At 64.1% G+C, this 20534-nt stretch carries 21 protein-coding genes and 2 tRNA genes; 8 read left to right on the top strand and 15 right to left on the bottom strand.

Annotation, left to right across the window (positions count from 1 at the left end; all coding sequences use genetic code 11):
- A partial coding sequence (locus VMS96_11665) for a sulfatase-like hydrolase/transferase (GenBank protein HVP44081.1) occupies positions 1-1480 on the bottom strand: 1480 nt, incomplete at its 3' end.
- Positions 1481-1850: 370 nt separating this feature from the next.
- A complete protein-coding gene (locus tag VMS96_11660) occupies positions 1851-2267 on the bottom strand; it encodes a secondary thiamine-phosphate synthase enzyme YjbQ (GenBank protein ID HVP44080.1) in 417 nt (138 codons plus the stop codon).
- A 25-nt stretch (positions 2268-2292) separates the two neighbouring features.
- On the opposite strand from VMS96_11660, the gene VMS96_11655 reads away from it, so the two are divergent.
- On the top strand, positions 2293-2589 hold the full coding sequence (locus VMS96_11655) for a cyclic nucleotide-binding domain-containing protein (protein HVP44079.1): 297 nt from the start codon (positions 2293-2295) through the stop codon (positions 2587-2589).
- Positions 2590-2616: 27 nt separating this feature from the next.
- Here VMS96_11655 and VMS96_11650 read toward each other — a convergent pair whose 3' ends face one another.
- Both VMS96_11650 and VMS96_11645 read right to left on the bottom strand, forming a co-directional pair.
- A complete protein-coding gene (locus VMS96_11650) occupies positions 2617-3453 on the bottom strand; it encodes a DMT family transporter (protein ID HVP44078.1) in 837 nt (278 codons plus the stop codon).
- A 55-nt stretch (positions 3454-3508) separates the two neighbouring features.
- Entirely contained in the window at positions 3509-3745 is a 237-nt protein-coding gene (locus VMS96_11645; GenBank protein ID HVP44077.1) for a zinc ribbon domain-containing protein, read from the bottom strand.
- A 98-nt stretch (positions 3746-3843) separates the two neighbouring features.
- Between VMS96_11645 and VMS96_11640 the strand changes: the two genes are divergently transcribed.
- The 3 genes from VMS96_11640 to VMS96_11630 all read left to right on the top strand — a co-directional run bounded on the left by VMS96_11640 (position 3844) and on the right by VMS96_11630 (position 7488).
- Entirely contained in the window at positions 3844-4839 is a 996-nt protein-coding gene (locus VMS96_11640) for an alpha/beta fold hydrolase (protein HVP44076.1), read from the top strand.
- Between the two features lie 27 nt (positions 4840-4866).
- Positions 4867-5451: a hypothetical protein gene (locus VMS96_11635; protein ID HVP44075.1), complete on the top strand. Its 585-nt coding sequence runs from the start codon at positions 4867-4869 to the stop codon at positions 5449-5451.
- Positions 5452-5556: 105 nt separating this feature from the next.
- Positions 5557-7488, top strand: coding sequence for an ABC-F family ATP-binding cassette domain-containing protein (locus tag VMS96_11630; GenBank protein ID HVP44074.1), 1932 nt, complete (start codon positions 5557-5559; stop codon positions 7486-7488).
- Between the two features lie 36 nt (positions 7489-7524).
- On the opposite strand, the gene VMS96_11625 is transcribed toward VMS96_11630, so the two are convergent.
- Positions 7525-8247, bottom strand: coding sequence for a lipid-binding SYLF domain-containing protein (locus VMS96_11625; protein HVP44073.1), 723 nt, complete (start codon positions 8245-8247; stop codon positions 7525-7527).
- 135 nt (positions 8248-8382) lie between these two features.
- Here VMS96_11625 and VMS96_11620 point away from each other — a divergent pair.
- Positions 8383-8459 (top strand) — tRNA-Arg (locus VMS96_11620).
- A 104-nt stretch (positions 8460-8563) separates the two neighbouring features.
- Here the strand turns inward: VMS96_11620 and VMS96_11615 are convergent.
- The 5 genes from VMS96_11615 to VMS96_11595 form a co-directional block, all read right to left on the bottom strand.
- Positions 8564-9109, bottom strand: coding sequence for a hypothetical protein (locus tag VMS96_11615; protein HVP44072.1), 546 nt, complete (start codon positions 9107-9109; stop codon positions 8564-8566).
- Positions 9069-10034, bottom strand: a complete 966-nt coding sequence (locus tag VMS96_11610; GenBank protein HVP44071.1) for a hypothetical protein — start codon at positions 10032-10034, stop codon at positions 9069-9071. The genes VMS96_11615 and VMS96_11610 overlap by 41 nt, the downstream gene beginning before the upstream one ends.
- A gap of 78 nt (positions 10035-10112) precedes the next feature.
- Entirely contained in the window at positions 10113-10406 is a 294-nt protein-coding gene (locus tag VMS96_11605; GenBank protein HVP44070.1) for a PilZ domain-containing protein, read from the bottom strand.
- 172 nt (positions 10407-10578) lie between these two features.
- Entirely contained in the window at positions 10579-11760 is a 1182-nt protein-coding gene (locus tag VMS96_11600; protein HVP44069.1) for an acyl-CoA dehydrogenase, read from the bottom strand.
- 78 nt (positions 11761-11838) lie between these two features.
- Positions 11839-12669 (bottom strand): tetratricopeptide repeat protein, encoded by an 831-nt coding sequence (locus VMS96_11595; GenBank protein ID HVP44068.1) that lies wholly within the window; start codon positions 12667-12669, stop codon positions 11839-11841.
- 305 nt (positions 12670-12974) lie between these two features.
- Here VMS96_11595 and VMS96_11590 point away from each other — a divergent pair.
- A tRNA-Thr gene (locus VMS96_11590) sits at positions 12975-13050 on the top strand.
- Positions 13051-13113: 63 nt separating this feature from the next.
- A complete protein-coding gene (locus tag VMS96_11585; protein HVP44067.1) occupies positions 13114-13755 on the top strand; it encodes a hypothetical protein in 642 nt (213 codons plus the stop codon).
- A gap of 271 nt (positions 13756-14026) precedes the next feature.
- Here the strand turns inward: VMS96_11585 and VMS96_11580 are convergent, their stop codons facing one another.
- The 4 genes from VMS96_11580 to VMS96_11565 all read right to left on the bottom strand — a co-directional run bounded on the left by VMS96_11580 (position 14027) and on the right by VMS96_11565 (position 19065).
- Positions 14027-15079: a DUF6599 family protein gene (locus VMS96_11580; GenBank protein HVP44066.1), complete on the bottom strand. Its 1053-nt coding sequence runs from the start codon at positions 15077-15079 to the stop codon at positions 14027-14029.
- Between the two features lie 178 nt (positions 15080-15257).
- A complete protein-coding gene (locus VMS96_11575; protein ID HVP44065.1) occupies positions 15258-17360 on the bottom strand; it encodes an N-acetylmuramoyl-L-alanine amidase in 2103 nt (700 codons plus the stop codon).
- A 63-nt stretch (positions 17361-17423) separates the two neighbouring features.
- Positions 17424-18287, bottom strand: coding sequence for a lytic transglycosylase domain-containing protein (locus tag VMS96_11570; GenBank protein ID HVP44064.1), 864 nt, complete (start codon positions 18285-18287; stop codon positions 17424-17426).
- Between the two features lie 316 nt (positions 18288-18603).
- The gene (locus VMS96_11565) at positions 18604-19065 is read right to left on the bottom strand and encodes a DinB family protein (protein ID HVP44063.1); all 462 of its coding nucleotides are present in this window, start codon (positions 19063-19065) and stop codon (positions 18604-18606) included.
- A gap of 41 nt (positions 19066-19106) precedes the next feature.
- Between VMS96_11565 and VMS96_11560 the strand changes: the two genes are divergently transcribed.
- A complete protein-coding gene (locus VMS96_11560; GenBank protein HVP44062.1) occupies positions 19107-20204 on the top strand; it encodes a Rieske 2Fe-2S domain-containing protein in 1098 nt (365 codons plus the stop codon).
- A gap of 55 nt (positions 20205-20259) precedes the next feature.
- Here VMS96_11560 and VMS96_11555 read toward each other — a convergent pair.
- Positions 20260-20534, bottom strand: a 275-nt coding sequence (locus VMS96_11555; protein HVP44061.1) for a hypothetical protein, incomplete at its 5' end; no start/stop codon positions are given.

Here is a 20534-nt window from a genome sequence, read left to right as displayed (position 1 = left end):
AGTGGGTGCTGTCTTGAATGTTATCCAGGTACCGGAAATCGTTGTAGCTTCTCAAACCTCTATCCAGTGGCGGCAGATGGTCGCTTACGATGATGATCAGGCTCTTGGGATCGAGCTTGATTAAGGCGCGCAAATAATGGGCGATGGCCTGGGTACGATACCAGTATTGATTCACGGCCCGCAGCAGTTGTTCGTCGCGGTGAGGCGAGCTCACCGAAAGCACCAGCGGCCGTTTTTCCGTGTCTATGTCGTGGGGCTCATGACCATAGGTCCCCAGCACATAGTTGAGGATCGGCCGGCCGGGGCTGTCGTGCCATGTCTGGGCAATGAACGCGAGGTTCTGGTCGAACAAGTCTCCGTCGAACATGTACTGCTCGTCGTCCGAAACGTTGCGCGCGGTCAGATAAGTCGGGCTAGCGCTCCCATACTCGCGAGGAAAGTAGACTTTCTCGAATCCGATACCGGTATAGGCCTTGGTCCCGTTGAAGTAATTCGGCTCAAAGGCGTTGCTTACGATGGTCGAATAGCCAGCCTGACCCAGAATGCCCGGCATGCAGCCCGTCGCTTCACCGGTGAAATCGTCGAATTCGATCTGGGATAGCTTCTGCAAAGCGGGAACGCCGCAAAGCACCTCAAATTCCGCCTGGGCACTTTCGCCCCCAAATACCGGGGAAATAGAAAAACCCTGTCTGTCACCCACAAGCTCGGCGAAGTCGGGGTGGCGTGGATCTTTCGAATATGAAACCGCACCGAAAAGAGTAGGGTCCACGAAGCTTTCGAGGACGACGAGATGCACGTTTCGATGGTTGCCGTGCTTGCGGATAAGATCGGCAGCCGCGCGCACCTCCATCTCATAGTTGCCTCGATTGCGGTACGTGGCGGTTTCAAAGAGCGCCTGCCGCCGCCTCGCTTCGAAGTACAGCATTGTCGTGAACCGCCCATTTTGGTTGACGCTTTCAGCATCGGACCACTCCGCCACCTGGAAACCCGCCCAGTCAAGGGCGGACAGGACGACGCCTGGCCGTAAGTCGACGGTTCCAACCAGCAGGGCTGCCAGCGCGCCCATCCACAGCACACGGCGGTATCTTCGGTAGTGGATGAAACAAAGCACAAGGACAACCGGTAGACCGAGCGCCAGCAGCAGCGCCACCTTCCAAGATAAGGGCAGCACCTTTAGCAGTTCCGGCAGGTTCTGGACGTCGACAGCTTTGAAAACATTTCCCCAGTACAGATAGAAAAGGTCGTAGCCGGTATAGATCACGACAATCGGGAAGGCGGCAACAAACGGCGAGACTTTTCGCGGCCTGAGCACAAAATCGAGTGCCCAGTAAAGACCGATAAGGATGGGGCCTTCGGTGCGGAGATGAGATCGGATCCCCGATAATCCGCTCATCCTGCTCAGAACCTCCGCGAGAGCCACGATGAAAACAAAGAAGGCGAAGTAGCGATTCCCCAGGCACAGGCGAGTCTTGCCCCACATCCAGGACAGAAATCTCCGGAACCTTGCCGAATCGGCGGAAACAAGCGATGCGTTCGGACGTGGTGGCGAGAAGTGGGCTGTCATTCTTCGGATCACTGATGTTCTGTGATCTCCTAGCCGCAGGAGAAATATGCAACAGAACGGGGTTGTCTGCAAACTATAGCCCCCGGGAAAGGGGGTCACACAGAAGAATGGGACTTCACGAATTGGGTCGAATCGGGGTCCGATAAGTGCCAAAGACGGGCGAACAAACGGCAACACGACGCAGAGCCGACCTGAGCGGGACAATCACATGAGAAATCACGTTCGAAGCTCGGGACCAGGGGGTCGGCGGGTCGAATCCGCCCGCCCCGACCACTGATTTGAAAACCTAATCGCCGGTCACGGTGACCACCACCGTGCGGTCGCGCCCGCGGATATCGCATTCCAAGTGAAAGATCTGCTGCCACCGGCCCAGGACGGGCTGGCCCTTGGCGACCGGGACGGTGAGCGAGGGACCGAGCAGGGTGGCCTGCAGATGCGAATGCCCGTTGCCGTCGCGCCAGGCCCGCTCGTGCTCGTAGTCGCGGCTGGGAGGGATGAGGCGGTCGAGGATGTCGGGCAGGTCGCGACGCAATCCGGCCTCGAACTCGATGGCGCCCACGGCCGAGGTGCTGCCAACGTTGAAGATGTTCACGGTGCCGGTGCGGATGCCGGACGCGGCCACGATGGCCGCAACCTGCTCGCTCAGATCGTGCATGTTGCCGTGGCCCTGGGTGCGGAGGGCGATCTCCTGCTGATAGGTCATTGGGTTCAGCCTCGCCGGATATTCTATGAGTATCCCCGCCGGAGCAGAACCGGCTCGTGCGGGCCAGAGCGTCGGCTTCCTGGCCACGTTTGGGAGGGGGGATTTCTTCGGCGAGATGTCGTTCCTCGACCGCGCCCCGCGCTCTGCCGATGCGGTGGCCCACACCGACACCGAGCTTTACGTCATCACGCGGCGCCGTTTCGACGAGTTGACCGTGGAGCACCGCATGCTGGCGCTGAACATGATGGAAGGCATCGCGGCGGCGCTGGCATCGCGCCTGCGCCGGACCGACGTGGAACTCCGGTCCTACCAGGAAAGCTAAAGCGCTCTGCGTCCAGCGGATCCCGGATCAGCGGGCGGCGATCAGGGGCACGGCGATGAGTGCCGCGGTCATGCCAGCGGTCTGGAGACGCGTGATGCGTTCCTTCAGCAGCAACCGGGCGAGGAGCACGGTGAACGCGGGGTAGAGCGAGGAGAGGACAGCGGCGACGTCGAGGCGCCCGCGCTGCGCCGCCAGAATGAAAAAGAAGTTGCCGAAAGTGTCGAGGGCGCCGGCGGCGAACACGACCGGCAGGACGCCCACGGCGGGCAGAGAACCGCGCTGCACCACAAGGATGATGACGGCAAGCAGCAGCGAGGTGGCGAGGGCCGCCGCCAGAGGCCAGTACACCGCAACGTGGGTCGCCTGCCTCATGAACACCAGGAAGCCGCCGAAGCCCAGGCCGGCGAAAAGAGCCAGGCCGAGTCCCTGGGGGCGGATCCGGCCTTCGGGGCGGGAGATGAACCACAGCGCCACCAGCGCCAGGACAAGTCCGGCGACCTGGATGGGATGCGGCAGGCCCTCAGTGAAGCTGGCGACCACGACCGGCAGAGCCGCGGAAAGCACCGAAGTGACAGGAGCGGCGATCCCCATCTTGCCGATGGCCAGCGCCCGGTAGAGGGCGGGCAGCGCCAGGCCGCCGAGGAATCCGGCAGCGCAGGCCCACAACAGGTCGTGGCGCGAGGGCAACGGCTCATGACTGATCCAGGCGAAGGCCAGCACCAGGGCCAGGCCGCAGGCGCGGGCGACGGTGAGCACCCCGAAGACGTGGGCGCGCTTGGCGGCGATGCCGCCGCTGAAATCGGCGGTGCCGAACGAGGCGGCAGACGCCAAGCCGAAAAGCGCGCCGGAGAGCGCATAGTGCATAGCGCATAGTACATAGCGGGCGGGTCGCTATGGGCTATGCGCTATAGGCTATGCGCTAGTCGTCGAGGGCGCAGGCCCCCGGTCCGCCGGGATGCCCGCAGGAGCCGCAGGGCGACGGCGCGGAATCGAATGCAGGAGCACTCTTGCTCCCGCCGCCCGCGACCGCGAAAACGGAGAGCTGTTGCTCCAGCTTCTTGCCGTGGCAGGATGGGCATTCGGCCTTGGCGGAGCCGTACACGATGGCTTCAAACTTCTTGCCGCAGTCTTTGCAGAGGTATTCGAAAATAGGCATAAGAAGTAGCTAGTAGCTGGTAGTTAGTGGCTTGTAGGAGCCGTGTCGGCCCCGGTTAGATTGATACCAGGAATTTGGTCAGGGAATCAAGAAATCAGATGGAGCTGAGGGACGATTTCGTGCCGCGGGCGGGCCTGCGGAATGGGCACGTGCAAACCATCCTGCCCGCGTTCCTGCGGAGGCGCAGCGCGCTGCCGCCGGCGGAAGACCGCCTGTTCCGGGTGGAAGCAGAGGTGCAGCTCCTGTGCCATTGCCACTGGCAGCCAGGCCGGCAAGCGCGGCTGACGGAGATCCTGGTGCACGGGCTGGAGGGGTCGGCGGAATCGCAGTACGTGATCGGCAACGGGAGCAAGGCGTGGGAGGCAGGCTGGAACGTGGTGCGGGTGAATGTCCGCAACTGCGGCGGGACGCATGCCCTGGGTCCGACGCTGTATCACTCCGGGCTGTCGGGGGATGTGCGCGCGGTGGTGGAAGCGCTGATCGCGGAAGAGAAGCTGGAACGCATCGCGCTGGTCGGATACTCCATGGGCGGCAACATGGTGCTCAAGGTGACGGGCGAGTGGGGCGGCGCGGCGCCCCCGCAACTGAAGGCCGTGGCGGCGGTCTCGCCCGGCGTGGACCTGGATGCCTCGGCCACGCTGCTGCACCACTGGAAAAACCGGATCTACGAGCAGCATTTCGTGCGCTCGCTGAAGAAGAACATGCGGCGGAAGGCGCGGCTATTTCCCGGCCGCTACGACCTGGCGCGGCTGCGGGGCCTGAGCAGCATCCGGGACTTCGACGAGCACATCACCGCGTTTTATTGGGGATTCCAGGGCGCATCGGATTACTACCGGCGCGCCAGCGCGGCCCGGGTGATCGACCAGATCACGGTACCGACGCTCATCATCCACGCCCTGGACGATCCGTTCATCGAGATCACGGCCGAGACGCGGCAGAAGATCCTGGCCAACCCCCACATCCGTTTCCTGGGGACCAAACACGGCGGCCATTGCGGCTTCCTGGCCGACGCCGCCGATGGATACGACGGCCGCTGGGCGGAGCGGAAGATCATGGAATTCCTGACCGGCGCTCGACCTGATTGCAACCGCTGACCACTCCGAGCGTTACAATGCGGCGTCATGCAGGTGGATTGGTCTGTCGAACTGGGGGCGGAGGATGACCGGCTGGAGATGCCGTGGGCGTCGCCTGACGGCCGCACCCGCTATTACGACCTGAAGCACCAGCCCGAACTCCTGCTCCAGGTGGAGGAAGCCCACCACAACCACGAGCTGGGCGAATTCCTGGTCAGCGCCAACTCGGAGCACTGCATCCTGGAGACCGCCAAGTGCGACACCTGGCTGACCCGCGATCTGACCGAGGAAGAAGCTGTCTACCAGGCGGGATGGAAGTTCGGCTCGTACGTTGACCTGCTGTTCTGCGATGAGCCGGTGCGGTTCTCGTTCGCCGACCACGAGCGGTTCGCCGACGCCGCTTGCAAACTGCTGAAGCGCGCGCCGGAGATCTCGGCGGCGGTGGAATTCATCGTGCGGCGCTGCGCGTACCACGTGGACGCCAAGGTGAAGGACGGCTTCTACCTGACCATGTACCTGTACGGCTACGGCTCGGACGAAGATGAAGCCCGGCAGCGCTGGGGGATCGCCATGAAGCTGGTGGAGAATGCGCTCCTGCAGCTCTCGGCGGCGGCGAGAAGAGCGCAGTCCTAAGAAGAAACAAAATCAATTCAGATTGCAGAAGTTCCTACTTCTGCATTCTTCGTTCTTCCTTGCCTTTGCTTTTCGTACTGCTCACCGTGCGAAAATGGAAGGCACATGATCCAACTCTCCCGGGCCGGCAAGCGTTACGGCCACAAACTCCTGTTCGAAAACCTGGACTGGCTGATCACCGCGCAGGACCGAGTCGGCATCGTGGGCGCCAACGGCACGGGCAAATCCACCCTGTTGAAGATCCTGTGCGGGCTGGAGACGCTGGACTACGGGGAGCTCACGGCGGCGCGGGGGATCACTTACGGATATCTGCCGCAGGACGGCCTGACGCTCTCCGGGCGCACCGTCTTTGCCGAGTGCATGTCGGTGTTCGCCGACCTGCGTGCGATGGAGGAGGAGATGGAGGCGCTGACCGCGCGCATGCCGGAGCTGGATCATGCGGGCGCGGAGTACGCCCAAGTGGCCGAGCGCTTCCACCGCCTGGAGCACGAATTTCGGGCGCGCGACGGATACGCGACCGAGGCCCAGGTGGGCTCTGTGCTTACCGGGCTCGGTTTCAAGAAGGACGATTGGGAGCGGCAGACCGACGAATTCTCCGGCGGCTGGCAGATGCGCATCGCGCTGGCCAAGCTGCTGTTGCAGAAGCCCAACCTGCTGCTGCTCGACGAGCCCACCAACCACCTCGACCTGGAGACGCGCAACTGGCTGGAAGACTTCCTGCACGATTACCCGCACGCCTACGCGCTCATCTCGCACGACCGCTACTTCCTCGACGTGACCGTGGACAAGATCATCGAGATCTGGAACAAGCAGGTCCACTTCTACCCCGGCAATTACGAGAAGTACCTGGAGCAGAAGAGGCAGCGGTGGGAGTCGCTGGAGGCGGCGTACCGCAACCAGCGGGCGCGCATCGAGCAACTGGAAGCGTTCATCAATCGCTTCCGCTACCAGGCGACCAAGGCTAAGCAGGTGCAGAGCCGGATCAAGGAGCTGGAGCGCATCGAGCGCATCGAGGTGCCACCGGAAGAGAAGACCATCCACTTCAAGTTCCCGCAGCCCAAGGCGAGCGGGCGCATGGTCGCCGAGGCCAAGCACTTGGCCAAGCGCTACGGCGCGAACGAGGTCTTCCGCGATGCAGGGTTCGTGGTGGAGCGCGGCGACCGGATCGCGCTGGTGGGGCCGAACGGGGCGGGCAAATCCACGCTCATCCGCCTGCTGGCCGGCGCCGAGCCGTTGAACGGCGGCGAACTGCGCCTGGGTCACAACGTGCAGCCGGACCATTTCGCCCAGGACCAGTACAAGGAGCTGGATCCGGAGAAGCGTGTGCTGGACGACATCTGGGAGCTGGCGCCGCACCACACCCAGACCGACTTGAGGTCGCTGCTGGGCTGCTTCCTGTTCACCGAGGACGACGTCTTCAAGCGCATCGGGGTGCTTTCCGGCGGGGAGCGCAACCGCTACGCCCTGGCCCGGATGCTGCTGCATCCCGCGAATTTCCTGTTGCTCGATGAGCCCACCAACCATCTCGATCTGCGGGCCAAGGACGTGCTGCTCGCGGCCTTGGAGAAGTATTCGGGCACCGTGGTGTTCGTCTCCCACGACCGCTACTTCATCGACAAGCTGGCGACCCGGATTTTCGAGGTCGGCGGGGGCGAGGTGCGGGTCTATCCAGGGAACTACGAGGACTACCGCTGGCGCAAGGAGCGAGAAGCGGCGGGAGAGAGTGAAAAGGAGGAGACGCCCTTACGGGCGTCTCTACCGGAGAGTGCGGCAGAGACGGCCGTCAGGCCGTCTCAGGGCAACAAGAAGATCAACCCCATCAAGCTGCGGCAGATGCAGGAGCGCTGCGCCGAGGTCGAAGAGCTGATCGAGCAGACGGAGCAGGGAATCCGCGACTGCGAGCAAGCCCTGGAATCGTTCGTGAGTGCTGACGAGACGCAGCGCCAGACCGCTCTGCTCAAGCAACGGCGGGCGGAGCTGGACGCGCTGCTGCGGGAATGGGGCGAGCTGTCGGAGACGCTGGGGGCCAGCCGGTGAGCGCGGGTCAGAGACCCGCGCTCCACCCATGTCAGGTCACTTCTGCGCCTTCAGCGATTTGGGGTCGGAAAGGTTCCGTGGCGAGTGCTGGTTCAGCGTCGAGACCATGGTGCCGCCCGCAGCGGGCATGCCTGCGCCACCCCGCACGATCTCTCTGGCGGTGATCTTCCGGCCGTAAATCTTCTGGTTGGCGCCGTTGTCCTGGCGCAAGGTCGAGCCCTCCAGCGAAACGCCGGCGAACAGGCCGCGCGAGCGGGAGTAGGTGAGGATCTCGGCGCGCATGAAGGCGTCGGTGGCGGCGGCGGCGTCGCGGCCCTTGGGGCCGGCGGCGGCGGAAGCGTCGGCGCCCAGTTTCACCTTGCTCTTGAGCAGCGATTCGACGCCGTGGGCGTTCATCACCAGCAACACGAAGTCGGTGGCCTGTCCGCCCAACTGGAGTCCGATGTTGGCGCCCTCAAGGGCGTACAGCGCCGGCGCACTCCACGATCCGGTGAAAGAGGCCCCGGTGCGGCAGCTCATGGCGCCCCGGCCGTAACTGCCGCCCAGGCCGATGGCGAACTTCAGGGTCGAGGGGACCACCACCACGCACTCCGCCTTGTTCAGAAGGTCGGGCGGGATAGCGTCGGGGATGTCGAGGATCTCCTGCAGTACCGTACCGGCTTGCTGCAGGCGCTCCTGCTCTTTTTCGTTCTTGCTGGCGGCCTGGGCCAGGGGACACAGCAACGCCGCCAAGGCGAGGATCACGAGGGAGTTTTTCATGCTTTAGATGATGGTCCTGGGAAGGTAACGCGACAAGTGCCAGGGGGACAGCCGGTGCCTGGGATGAGACGTAACACTATGGTCACGTGGCGGAGGGTTTCGGCGCCAAGCGGTTTAGAATGGACGCAGTGGGATGGGCGCGTAGCTCAAGTGGATAGAGCACCGGCCTTCTAAGCCGGGGGTTGCTGGTTCAAGTCCAGCCGCGCCTACCAGAAAGAAGTACTCAGTACTTAGTACCCAGTACCCGGCAAGAGCCTGCCAGCTCCCGCCTCTCCGGCAACAGCGGAATCTTCAACCGCTTTGGAACGCCCCACACTCAGCTCTGGAGGGCTTTGGCGACGAATTGCATCTGCGAGCGCAGCTTCTCCATGCTGCCTGTGATCGCCTTCACCTTGTCCGCGAGTCCCCGCTGCTCGGCCACCGCCAGCAACGCCTTGCCTTTCTCGAGGCAGAGGGAAGAAGCGGTCAGCAGGTAGGTCAGAGAGTCGGCGTGCGGCTTCCAAAGATAGGCGGAACCGCGCTTGGCCCGGTATTCGACCATCTCGTTCGTCATCCGGGCATGGAGGGCGACAGCTTCCATGTAAAAGGCCGCCTGGTCGGCGCGGAAGCTCTTTTCCTGGCCGTAGTCGGAGCGGTAGGCCTCGATCTCGGCCGGGGTCAGGACGACGTTGCCGCCGCGCAGGGGGACAATGTTGTCGGCGCCGCGCTCGGCGGCCAGGACAAAGTTGCGGACCGACTCGAGTACGGTGCGGACCTTGCCTTGCTCCAGGCTGGCGGCTGCGGCGCCGGTTGCGGACGTGGCCGCAGCGTAGACAGGTTCGTCAGGAGGCGGAGCCGGGGCTGGAGCTGCGGCGGCCGCCACCGCCGCTGCGGCCGCAGGCGCCTGCGCGGGACGTCCGCTCCGCCGCTTGTCCACCGCTTTCTTGAACTTGGAGACCTTGCGGAAATCTTCCTGGGCGGTGCCGTATTCGGCCTTGAGGATCTTCTGCTCCTCGACCTCGGCCAGATGCTTGACCGTGACATCGCCCTCGACCCGGCTGAGGATGCTGCCGCCGTCCTCTTGCGCTTTGGCGGCGAAGGTCTTGATCTGCTCGGCCCGCCTGGGCGAAAAGCTTGTCAAAGTGCTGTCCGAACAAGGTGTTGTACACCGCGACGTGGGCGAGCACGCGGGGATGGTAGAAGGAGGCGCCGAAGGCCGCCTTCATCTCCCGGACGCGCTGCACGATGCCGGAATCCATCAGGGCATCGAAGTGGCGCAAGTCCTCCACCTCCTGGTACACGAACTCGAATTCGCGCAGCAGTTGCTGATGCTCCTGGGGAAGAGCGGGAAGATCCGGGGCGGAGAGCACCGCGGTCAGCTCGGCTTCGAAATCGTACGCCTTCGCGGCGTAGAGAGCAGCGGCGTCGGAGGACTCGGTGAAGGTGGTGATGGAGCGGCGGCGCCACTCCGCGGGATGGCGGAAGAGGTAGCTGGCCACGAAGTCGGTCTTGTCGCGGTCGGTGTCCCGCCGCGAGTTCTTCAGCACGTAGTAGCGGAGCAGAGCCTCGATGGTGTCGCCCGATTGCTGCTTCAGGGAATCGCGCAGGGCCACCGGGCTGATGGCCATGTCGAGGATGTCGATCCAGTTACGCAGGACGGCAAGCGACTGCTCGACGCGGTCTCCCGCCGCCGCTTGGCGCGGGGTGGGGACGGGGTGTCCGGTGGTCTGTTCCAGCAGGTGGACGTAGAAGCCGTGGACGGTCGCCAGCTCGAGCAGGTCCCGTAGCGGATCCGGTTGTGCAGCCATTCATCTCCACGCGGGGGGAACTGCCGCCAGTCTCGTGCAGGGTGAAAGTGGCGACAAGGTGCAAGCCGGTTACGGCGGTCATTTCGCCGGGGGGTGGGCGCCACCCACGAACTCCAGGCCGATGGAGCGCAAGCGGCGGGACCGGACCTCGACGTCCAGGGTGTGGTTGGCCTGGCTGGCGGGCTCGATGATCTGGATGCGCAGCCGCCGTCCCACCGTCAGCTGCTCGGCGACCACGCTGGAGGCGGCCGAGAGCTCCATGCCGCCGCCGCCCACCACCCGCACCCGTCCCAGGGTCTGCCCGGATTCGTCGATGGCGTAGGCGTCATCCGAGAGGTTGAGGCGCGGGAATTGGCGACGTTCGGAGGACATATGCGTGAAGGAGAGACGCCCTGACGGGCGTCTCTACCGGAAGATCACTTCCCCAGCACCAGCTTGGCAATGGTCTGCAGCTGCATGTTGAGGCATTTTGCGGGCGTGAGCGAAGCGGGAGCCCACCGCCGAAATCCTGACCCTGAGCACGGCGAAGGGGAAGGATCCCGCATCACTTTCCGCCCAATACGAGCTTCGCAATCGTTGCCAACTGCATGTTCGACGTGCCTTCGTAGATCTTGCCGATCTTCGAGTCGCGCCAGTACTTCTCCACCGGGTAATCCTTGGTGAAACCGTAGCCGCCGTAGATCTCGATGGCCAGCGAGGCCACGCGCTCCGCCACCTGGGAAGCGTAGAGCTTGGTCATGGCGGCTTCCTTCACGAAGTTCATGCCCGCGTCTTTCATGCGCGCCGAGTTGTAGACCATCATGCGGGTGGCCTCGATCTCCGTGGCCATCTGCGCCAGCTGGAACTGGACGCCCTGGAACTCGGAGATGGTCTTGCCGAACTGCTTGCGTTCCTGGGAGTAGCGGGCGGCCGCATCCCAGGCGCCGCGGGCGACGCCCAGCATCTGCGCCCCGATGCCGATGCGCCCCTCGTTCAGGGTCTCGATAGCGATCTTGTAGCCCTTGCCGGCCTCGCCGAGCACGTTGGCGCGGGGCACTTTGCAGTCCTCCAGGATCAGCTCGCAGGTCGAGGACGCCCGGATGCCGAGCTTGTCTTCCTTCTTGCCCACGGTGAAGCCGGGGAAGTCCTTCTCCACCAGGAAGGCGGTGATGCCTTTGTATCCGGCATTGAAATCGATGTTGGCGAAGATGATGAACAGCCCGGCTTCCTTGCCGTTGGTGATCCAGAGCTTGCGGCCGTTGAGGACGTAGTCGCTGCCCTTCAGTTCGGCCTTGGTGGCCAGGGCGAAAGCGTCGGAGCCGGAACCGGCCTCGCTGAGGGCGTAGGCGCCGACCATATCGGCGCACATCCTGGGCAGGTAGCGCTTCTTCTGCTCGTCGGTGGCCCAGCGCAGCAGGGCGTTGTTGACCAGCGTGTTCTGCACGTCCACGACCACGCCGGCGGAGGCGTCCACCCGCGAGAGCTCCTCTACGGCGAGGATGGCCTCGAAGAACTTGCCGCCGCCCCCGCCGAATTGCTCGGGGATCTCGATGCCCATCAGCCCGAGCTGGAAGAACTGCTCGAGCAACCCGTGATCGAAGACGCCTTTCTCGTCCATCTCACGGGAAAGGGGACGGATCTTCTCGTCGGCGAATTGCCGCACGTTGTCCCGGAACAGGACTTCGTCCTCGGTGAGCGCGACCAGCGGGGCGGGCGCCGTTTCCTTTTGCAAAGTGGTTTCAGCCATATGAAGACCTCACGGATAAGAATGCCAAACCCACAATTTTACACTTCGGAATTGTGATTTGCGACGAGGGACCCGGAACTACTTGCGGCGATAGACCACGCGCAGGGAATCGTCTTCCAGGATGCGGTGGATCTGGTTGCGGGCATGCACCGCCCAAGGGCCGGAGGTGTCGAGCTTCACGTAGGCGCGCCAATGGGGCAGGGCATGGCGCGGCTGTTTCAGCTTCTCGTAAGCCAGGGCCAGGTTGTAGTGCGCGTCGGCGTAGGTGGGAGCCAGCAGCAGTGCTTGCTTGTAGGAGCGGATGGCTTCCTGCAGCCGCCCGGTCTCGTCCAGCACGTTCCCCAAGTCGAAATAGGCCAGGGCGTACTTGGGATCGGCCTCCACCGCCTTACGATAGTGCTCCTCCGCCTGGGTGTAGTTCTGGCGGTTGTAGTACAGCGTGCCCAGGTTGATGTGGGCGGCGGCGTGGACGGGATCGAGCTCGATAGCCCGTTCGTAGGCCTCGATGGCCTCCTGTTGCGAGGCCGGGTCGTCTTCCAGCGAGATACCCTTGGCGAACCACTCCGCCCCGGTCTCCGCCGAGCGCATGCTCTTGACCTTGGCCGACACCACGGCGCGGCGGTCGTAATCCATGACCAGCTGTCCGGACATCGGTTCCACCGCCATGCCTTCGTGGCGGAAGGCGATGCGGCCCCGGGTGGAGAAGGTGCCGGCTTCCAGCAGCGGGTTCTGCATGCCGGCGGCGGCCTTTTGCATGGCCTGGAGGGACTCGCGGATCATGGCCGGGCGCACCTTGCGGGCGCTCAGGTCACGCAGTTTCTTCAATTGCAGGAGTTCGAAGAAGGAATAGTCCTCGCCGGGCGCGATCAAACCGGCTTTTTCCCATCCGGCGAGTTGGCGCGCCGACATGCGCAGGATCCGCAGGACGTCCGCTCGTGCGTATCGGGTCACTGTATGCGGTTGTGGCCTAACAAGATGCATTATGGGGAGACTGCCTGAGGATTAGCAAGTGGAAAAACTGTGGAATAGCCGGCAGTAACCAGGGGCAAATTACGTCCGGGGGTACGTGCCGAGGCTGATGCGTTCTAAAGGAGTACTCAGTACTCAGCGTGGGCCTGGGTCAGGGCGAGAGGCGGCGGATTGCTTTACGCATCCGGCCCAAGCAACTAAAATCGAGATGAGAGGTGCGCTGCTGCGTCTCTTCCTTCCGCCGGGCCGACGTAGCTCAGTTGGTAGAGCAGTCGATTCGTAATCGACAGGTCATCGGTTCAAGTCCGATCGTCGGCTCCATCTTCTTCGAAACCCCAGGAGTAGCTTGTCGCTCACTGAAAAATGCGGCACACTCAGGCAACGATGTCCTCGTCCGTGACCAGTTCCCCGGAAGCCATGCCGCCAGCTCCTGCGCCAGGGAAGAGGAATGCCTGGGCCTTGTTGCGCGGCCTCTCGTGGCGGGTGAAGATCGCTCTCCCCCTGGTGCTGGCCGGGATCGGCTTTGTGGTGTACCTGACGGGGAAGTCCGCGACCCTGAAGTTGACCTGCCAGCACAACCTCCGTTCGGGAGAGATCCGGGTCTGGACCGACGACCAGCTGGTGTACTCGGGCAAGCTCAGCAGCACGAAGAAGAGGTTCGGACTCTTCGGCAAGACACCGCTGACGAGCGGGAAAGCGGCCACGTTCTCGCATACGGTGAAGGTGCCCGACGGGCCGCACAAGCTGCGCATCCAGGTGGTGGGCGAGGGCTACGATGCATCGCGCGTGATCCCGGTGGACTTCAGTCCCGACACGCAATCCACGGTCTCCATCAACGCGCTGAGCCGCAATCTGCAAGTCAACTGGAAGGACACCCAATTCCTCCCGGCGAGCGGCGAGACGCCCTGGTACCTGCGTTACGGGAAAGCGCTGTTCATCACTTTGTTCGGCTCGGTCATCTCTGCCGTGATGGGGATGGTGGTGAAGGAGATCCTGGAAAAGTTGCGCCAGCCGGCGCGCACGTAGACGAGATCGAGGGAGAAACGAAAAGACCGCTCTGGCAATGAGCGGCCTTTCCTTCTAGGGAGAATAGTTCCAACAGAAGTTTCGCCGTCAGAACTTTCTGGCGAAATCTTATGAGGGGGCTAAATGGGGTGTCAAGGATTTTTTGGAGAATAAATCCCTTTATTCTCAATGACTTACAAGAATAGCCAACTTTTCCCAATAATGGCCGGAAACCGCCCGGATGGCCGGGACTCCCGAAGTAAGCACTTGAAATTAAACCACTTACAAGCTATTACCGGAGATTGAGGCGGATGATCTCGACGTCCTCCGGGCGGTCGAAGACGCGATCGGGGAAGAGGCGCTTGAGCACCACGCGGACACCGCCGAACATCACGCCCAGCACCAGCGCGAACAGCAACACGACGCCGATGAGGACGAAGATGTTCACGATCAGATTGCCGATGTTGTCGCGCTTGCTGAGCGAAGTGGCTTCGTTCCAGGTGACGTCGGCTTCGTAGTTGATGGCAGCGAGCAGAGACTTCGCTTCCTTCGAGGAGATGTCGCCGGTGACCAGGGCGAGTAGAGGGCCGCTGCGCTTGAGGTTGAGCTCGGGCCCGGGAGTCGCGCCGGCTTGGATGGCGCGCAGGCGCTCGCCGGCGATCGCCGGCGTGGGATACGAGATGAGGGTGAGCGTCGCCACGCCTTGCGACGTCGAGTACTTGCCCAGCACGACCTCGGCGCCTTTGCTGAAGTCCACCAGCTGCGGCGAGAGCGGCGCCCCTACGGCATCGAGCCCGACCGGCCCAAGGACATAGCGGGCGGAGTGGCGGATGTAGGCCTGCCTGGGCAAATAGAGCGGCAAGGTCGGGGGCTTGCTGGACTCACCGGAGGCGACGGGCAGTGCTTTGGCAAGGTCGCGCAGCTCCGCTGCCGACATCGCGGTCACCCGATCGAAGACCGCGTCCACCAGGATGTTGCCACGGTAGAACAGGACGTGGTTGTTCTCCGAGGCGCCCTGTTCGCCGATGCTCTCGGTCTGCATGTCGCCGCGCTTGTAAAAGGTGAAGGCCCCGTAGGCGCCGGAGGTGTCGGCGAAGCGGGCGGCCTTGACGCTCAACTTGCGCCCCGCCTGGGAGTAGGTCGCGGCTTCGAAGCCGGTAAACCCGTACTCCTTGAGCAGCGGCCCGTTGGCCGCGTCGGCCTGAGAGGGATCGGTGCTGGCGCGCAGGTCCCCCCTCTGCCAGCCGGCGAAGACGTCGGGCAGCAGGGGCGCGGGCTTGTCGGCGGCGAAGGCGCAGGAAGCCAGCGCGAGCGCCAGAGCCAGGACTGTGAACAGACGGGACATTAGGGACAGCAAAACTTCCTACTTACTTTAGACAACCAACCGGGATAGAAAGATTCTACGCCTTGCCCCGCAGAAGAAATCGCCCCACTGCCGTGGGGCTCTCGAGGAGCTGCAAGCCGTAGGTCCTCACGCTCATCCCTAACGGGATCTCGCTCAGGATGACAAATGAAGGGGTCGCTTACTGGCCGGAGTCCTTGTTCAGCTTGGCGGCCACCTTCACCCCTGACAGGCCGCTGACGTACTTGGCCATGCCGCGGTAGAGGGATTCGGCGATCTTCTGCCGCCATTCCGGGGTCATCAGCTTTTTCTCGTCGGCCGGATTGCTGACGAAGGAGACCTCCGCCAGGATGGAGGGCATGTTGGCGCCGATGAGGACGATGAAGGGCGCCTTCTTGACCCCGCGGTTGCGCATGGAGGAGCTTCTCGTGGAAAGCCCCGTCGCCAGGGACTTCTGCACGTCGGTGGCGAACTCCCGCGATTCCTCGATCTTCTCCTTGAGCGCGATCTTCTTCACCAGGTCCTGAAGCTCGTGAATGGACTTCTCCGAAACCGCGTTCTCGCGCGCCGCCACTTCCAGGGCGTCGGCCGAGGAGGTGAAGTTCAGGTAGTAGGTCTCGACGCCGCGGGCGGAAGAGTCACTGCTGGAGTTGGCGTGGATGGAGATGAACAGGTCCGCCTCCTCCTTGTTGGCGATGGCGGTGCGCGTCTCCAGGGGCACGAAGGTGTCGTCGTCGCGGGTGTAGACCACCTCGGCGCCCATGCGGTTCTCCAAGAGCTTGCCCAGGCGCAGGGCGACGTCGAGCACCAGGTCCTTCTCCTCCAGGCCCTTGGGGCCGACGGTACCGGTGTCATGGCCGCCATGGCCGGCGTCCACCACGATGCGGCCGATCTTCAGCCCCAGCGCCCGGATCAGCGACCGCTCGCCGTTGGCGGCGGGCTGAGCCTCGCGGGCGTTGGGGTCCTGCACCGCCCCTGTCTTGGAATGACGCTTGCCCTTGGAACGCGGGGCCACGGCTTCAAAAGTCGGACCGGTCGTGGGCTTGGCGGTGTCCTTGACGGTGGGTTCCGACTTGGCGATGTCCGGCGCAGCAGCATCATCAATGACCTTGGCGGCTGTTTCCTTGGCTTTCTCTTTCACGGCGGGCGCAGGCTCCGCCGGCTTGCTCCTGGCGGGGGAAGGCGCCGGAGCTTCCGCAGCCTTGGCTTCCTTGGCCGTGGGCTCGGACTTCTTGGCCTCAGGCTTGCTCTCGGCCGGCTTGACCGCCTCTTTGACGGTGTTCTTCGCTTCCGGCGTCGGAGGTTGGGCCTTGGCCATCATCTTGGGCTGCTGGCGGCCGTGGATGTCGACGACCAGCCGGTAAGGATCCGGCAGCAGGAAGGCGGAGTACTCGGCCAGCTCATCCACTTCCAGCACGACCCGGGTGATGCCTCGCTGGTAGGGGGCGACGCGGATCTTCTTCAGGAACCCGTCCTCAACGTCGAAGGTCTTGCCGACCAGTTCGGAGGCCAGCTTGGTGTCGTGCAGGTCGAAAAAGATGCGGTCGGGGCCGGAGACCCGTCCGGCTTCGTACTTGACCTCCTGCTCCAGGTCGATGGCCACGCGGGTGTAATCAGGCGTGGACCAGTGGCGGATGCCGGTCACCAGGGGCAGGCCGGAACGGGCCTTGGCGGGCGCCGGCTGCTCGTCTGCCTCCTTGGCTTGCTCCTCGGGCAGCTGCTTCCTGGGCGCAGGGGCAGGCTTCTTCTTGCCAGCGTTCTTGGGCGCATCGATCTCCTCGATCTCGGCCCTGGCCTGCTCCGCCAGGCGGCTGGAAGGGTAATGCTTCAGGAATTCCTGGAAGGTCGCCTTGGCCTGGATCGGATCGTCGAGGTCCTGGTGATAGATCTGGCCGATGGTGAACAGCGCCTCCGCGCGGTACCTGCTCCCGGGATACTCGCGGCGCAGAAACTCGTACTGCTTGATGGCGTCCTTTGAGGATTTCGGGTCGTCGAAGACGCGCCCGGACTCGGCGAGCAGTTCAGCCACGGCCACCACGCTCTCATTGGCCTTGGGGGATGTGGGAGCCACGTAATAGACCTTGCGGAAGGCGTCGGTGACGCGCTGGTAATCGCGGCGGGTGCGCTGGGCGGTGGGCTTGCCGTTCAGCGCCTCGCGCATCCGGAGGGCGGTCTCGAACTGGGTGCGCGCGGTCTGTTTCTTCTGCTTGACGTTCCTGGTTGCTGCGGGAACGGCAAGACTCAGGAGCAGCAGGACGGCCAGCCCGCGCGAGACCAGTCGCATTGGACCCACGGTCACAGTCAGTTGCTTCGATTCGCCAAGAGCCGAAAAAGCTGTATCCCCGCCCTACTCGTTCGTGATCACCAGCACGCCATCGGCGCCGCGGTACATGCGGATGGGCGCCACGGTGGGGCCGGTGAGCAGCACGTCCCCCGCTCCGTAAAGCGACTTGATCTTGCGTACGTAGCTCCGGGTTTCCGCGTAAGGCGGCACGCCGTTGCTGCGATCCACCGCCCCGGCGCCCGCGTTGTACGCCGCCAGCGAGCGGTTCAGATCGCCGTTATAGGTATCAAGGAGCTGCTTCAGGTGGCGGACCCCGGCCTCCACGTTCTGTTGCGGGTCGTAGGGGTTGCTCACGTTCAGCGAGCGGGCGGTGCCCGGCATGAGCTGCATGAGGCCCATGGCCCCCTTGCGCGAACGGGCGCTGGGATTGAAGTTCGACTCCACCTTGATGACGGCCCGGACCAGGTTCACGTCCACGTTATGGCGGGCGGCGGCGTCAGCAATGATCTTGTCCAGTTCCGCCGAGCTGATGGCGCGGGTGCCGATCAACTCCCGGTTGTCGGGGCTGACGTCGGAATCGGCGAGTGGCTGGCCGGGCTCCCGCGCCGGCGCCGCGCCCAGGAACTGCTGCACCTCCGCAGCGGCGGAGCGTGCGGCGCGCATGGCTCCGCGAGTGGGCGCAGGGACCCGCTTCCAGCCCTTCTCCGAGCGGCTCCAGTACACCAGCACGCTGGCGCGCTGGGCCGGCGGCGGCATCGCCGTAGGAGCGTCGACGTAGACCTTGTGTCCGTTCTCCTGCACCGCGACGATGCCCTTGTCGGAGCCGAGCGCGGGCCGCGCTGCCAGGATACATGCAGCCGTGCAGACAGAGGCCAGGATGCCCGCGTAAGTGCGGGGCGACAGCCCGGACTTTGAAATTTGGCTCATCCGCGAAACCGGCACGGCGGCGCGACAGGGCCGGGCCGCCAGACCTATCCTGGCAGAAAAGTCCAGAGGTGGCTGGATTATATGATGGAGAGAGCGGGGGAGCAATCGGATAGTTACAGGGCATCGAGGGAGTGAAGACCGACGATCTCCGGGCAAAAACCGGCAAAACAGGGAAGCCGGGTCGCGACCGGTTACGGAAGGGGGCGGCCTTCGGTCCCCAGAAGGCGTCATGCTGAGCGCTCTTAGGCGCGAAGCATCTCGCGCGCCGCAGGCGAGGTCCTTCGGGGGCTGAAAGCCCCTCAGGATGGCGCCGCGCTTACTTGAACGCCTTCTTCAACAGCGCGATCTGGCCGGCGTGATAGAGGTCGTGTTGCACGACCCCGAGCAGCATGAACTCGAAGCTGTAGGGCTTGCCGGGGACGGCATCGGCCAGGCGCGACTCGGGCAGCCTCTCCACGGCCGCGAGCAGGGCATCGTGGGTGCGGCGCAGGGACTCCACGGCCCGCTGCCAGGCGGCCTCGCTCTGGTCGGAGATGGCGGGGTAGTCTTCGGCGGCGGTGGGCTCCAGCGCCTCGCCTTTGAGGCGCCGGGTCACGACGCTCGACCAGGTCGTCAGGTGCAGCACCAGCTCCCAGATGCTGTGCGCGCCGGAGAGGGGCTTGGCCGCCGCCTGCCGGGCGGTGACCCCTTTCAGGATCTCCATGACGGCAGGACCATGCCAAGCGTCGCCATCGAAGCTGCGTCGCATCTGATCGGTGATGGTGGCGAGTGCCGCCATGTGCCCCCGTGAAGACCGCAAGAATATACTAGCGGGGCCTCATGCCTGAAGCTCCACAGGAACCGGCGGCCGAGACGCTGATGCTGCGCGGGTTCTGGTATCCGGCGCTGCGCAGCGACCGGGTGCACGGGCGGCGCATGGTGACGGCCATGCTGCTCGGCATCCCGCTGGTGCTGGGGCGCAACGACCGTCGCCAGGCCTTCGCCCTACGCGATTCCTGCCCCCACCGGGCCATGCCGCTCTCGCGCGGCTGGTTCGACGGGCAGGAGGTGCAGTGTTCCTATCACGGCTGGAAGTTCGAGCCCGTGAGCGGCCGATGCAACGAGATCCCTTCATTGGTTCCGGGGCAGGCGCTCGATGTCTCCAGAATCTACGCCACGGCCTTTCCCTGCCGCGAGCAGGATGGCTTCTTCTGGGTGTACGTGCCGGAGGGGGAGAAGCTCCGCGGAGACCGGGAGCAGGCGGGCGAACCGCCGAAGCTCCCCACCTTCAGCAAGAAGTACAGGCTGACGTTCCTGTCCGCCGACCTGCCGGTGAACGTGGACCACGGGATCATCGGGCTGATGGACCCGGCGCACGGGCCGTTCGTCCACCAAGCCTGGTGGTGGCGGACGCGGCACAGCATCCATGAGAAGCAGAAGGCCTTCGAGCCCATCGCCAACGGCTTCCGCATGAGCGCCCACGCGCCATCGTCGAACAGCGCGCCCTACAAGCTGCTGCGGGCCTACGCCAAGGCTGACGCCATCACCACCACTATCGATTTCGTACTGCCCAACTGCCGCTACGAAACCATCCACGCGGGCAAGTACTGGTTCTCGACCCTGACTACGGTCACGCCCATCACGGCGAGCACCTGCCGCATCGATGTGCGGGCGGCGTGGAACATCTTCCGCTTCGTGCCCGGCGCGCTGAGCGTCTTCCGTTACTTCGGGGAGAAGTTCATGGAGCAGGACCGGCGCACCATGGAGATGCAGGCGGAAGGCCTGAAACGCCAGTCGGCGATGATGCTGATCGACGACGCCGACCGCCCCGCCAAGTGGTATTTCGGGCTGAAGCAGGCGCTGCTGGAGTCGCGGCGCACGGGCGAGCCAATGAAACACCCGATGGGCGGGCCGGTGACGCTGCGGTGGCGGAGCTGATCTGTGTGGCACGGGCGTGTCGCCCGTGCGCTCCGGCCGGCACGTCCGGCCCACGTCAGTCCTGCACCAGCCAGTCGAGCGCTTCTTCGCGCGACTTGAAAGCGGGGAACTCGCGCATGGAGAACGACACCAGCGAGCGGTAATAGGCTTCGGGCAGGCCTTCGATGCCGGTGATGGCGGCGCGCTTCACGTGCGGACGGTCGAGCACGGCGACCTCCTTCATGCGGGTAAGGGCGGCCCGGTCCACTTCGCAGTCGGTGAAATCACTGAGGGTAAGGACGGAGTTCGGCGGCTCGGCGGTGACGATGCGCTGGCACTCGGTGTAGTTGG

The organism is Terriglobales bacterium (genome assembly GCA_035543055.1).
Lineage (GTDB): Bacteria > Acidobacteriota > Terriglobia > Terriglobales > Acidobacteriaceae > JAIQFD01.
The sequence above is the reverse complement of the archived record's forward strand: the minus strand, read 5'-3'. Positions and strand labels throughout refer to the sequence as shown.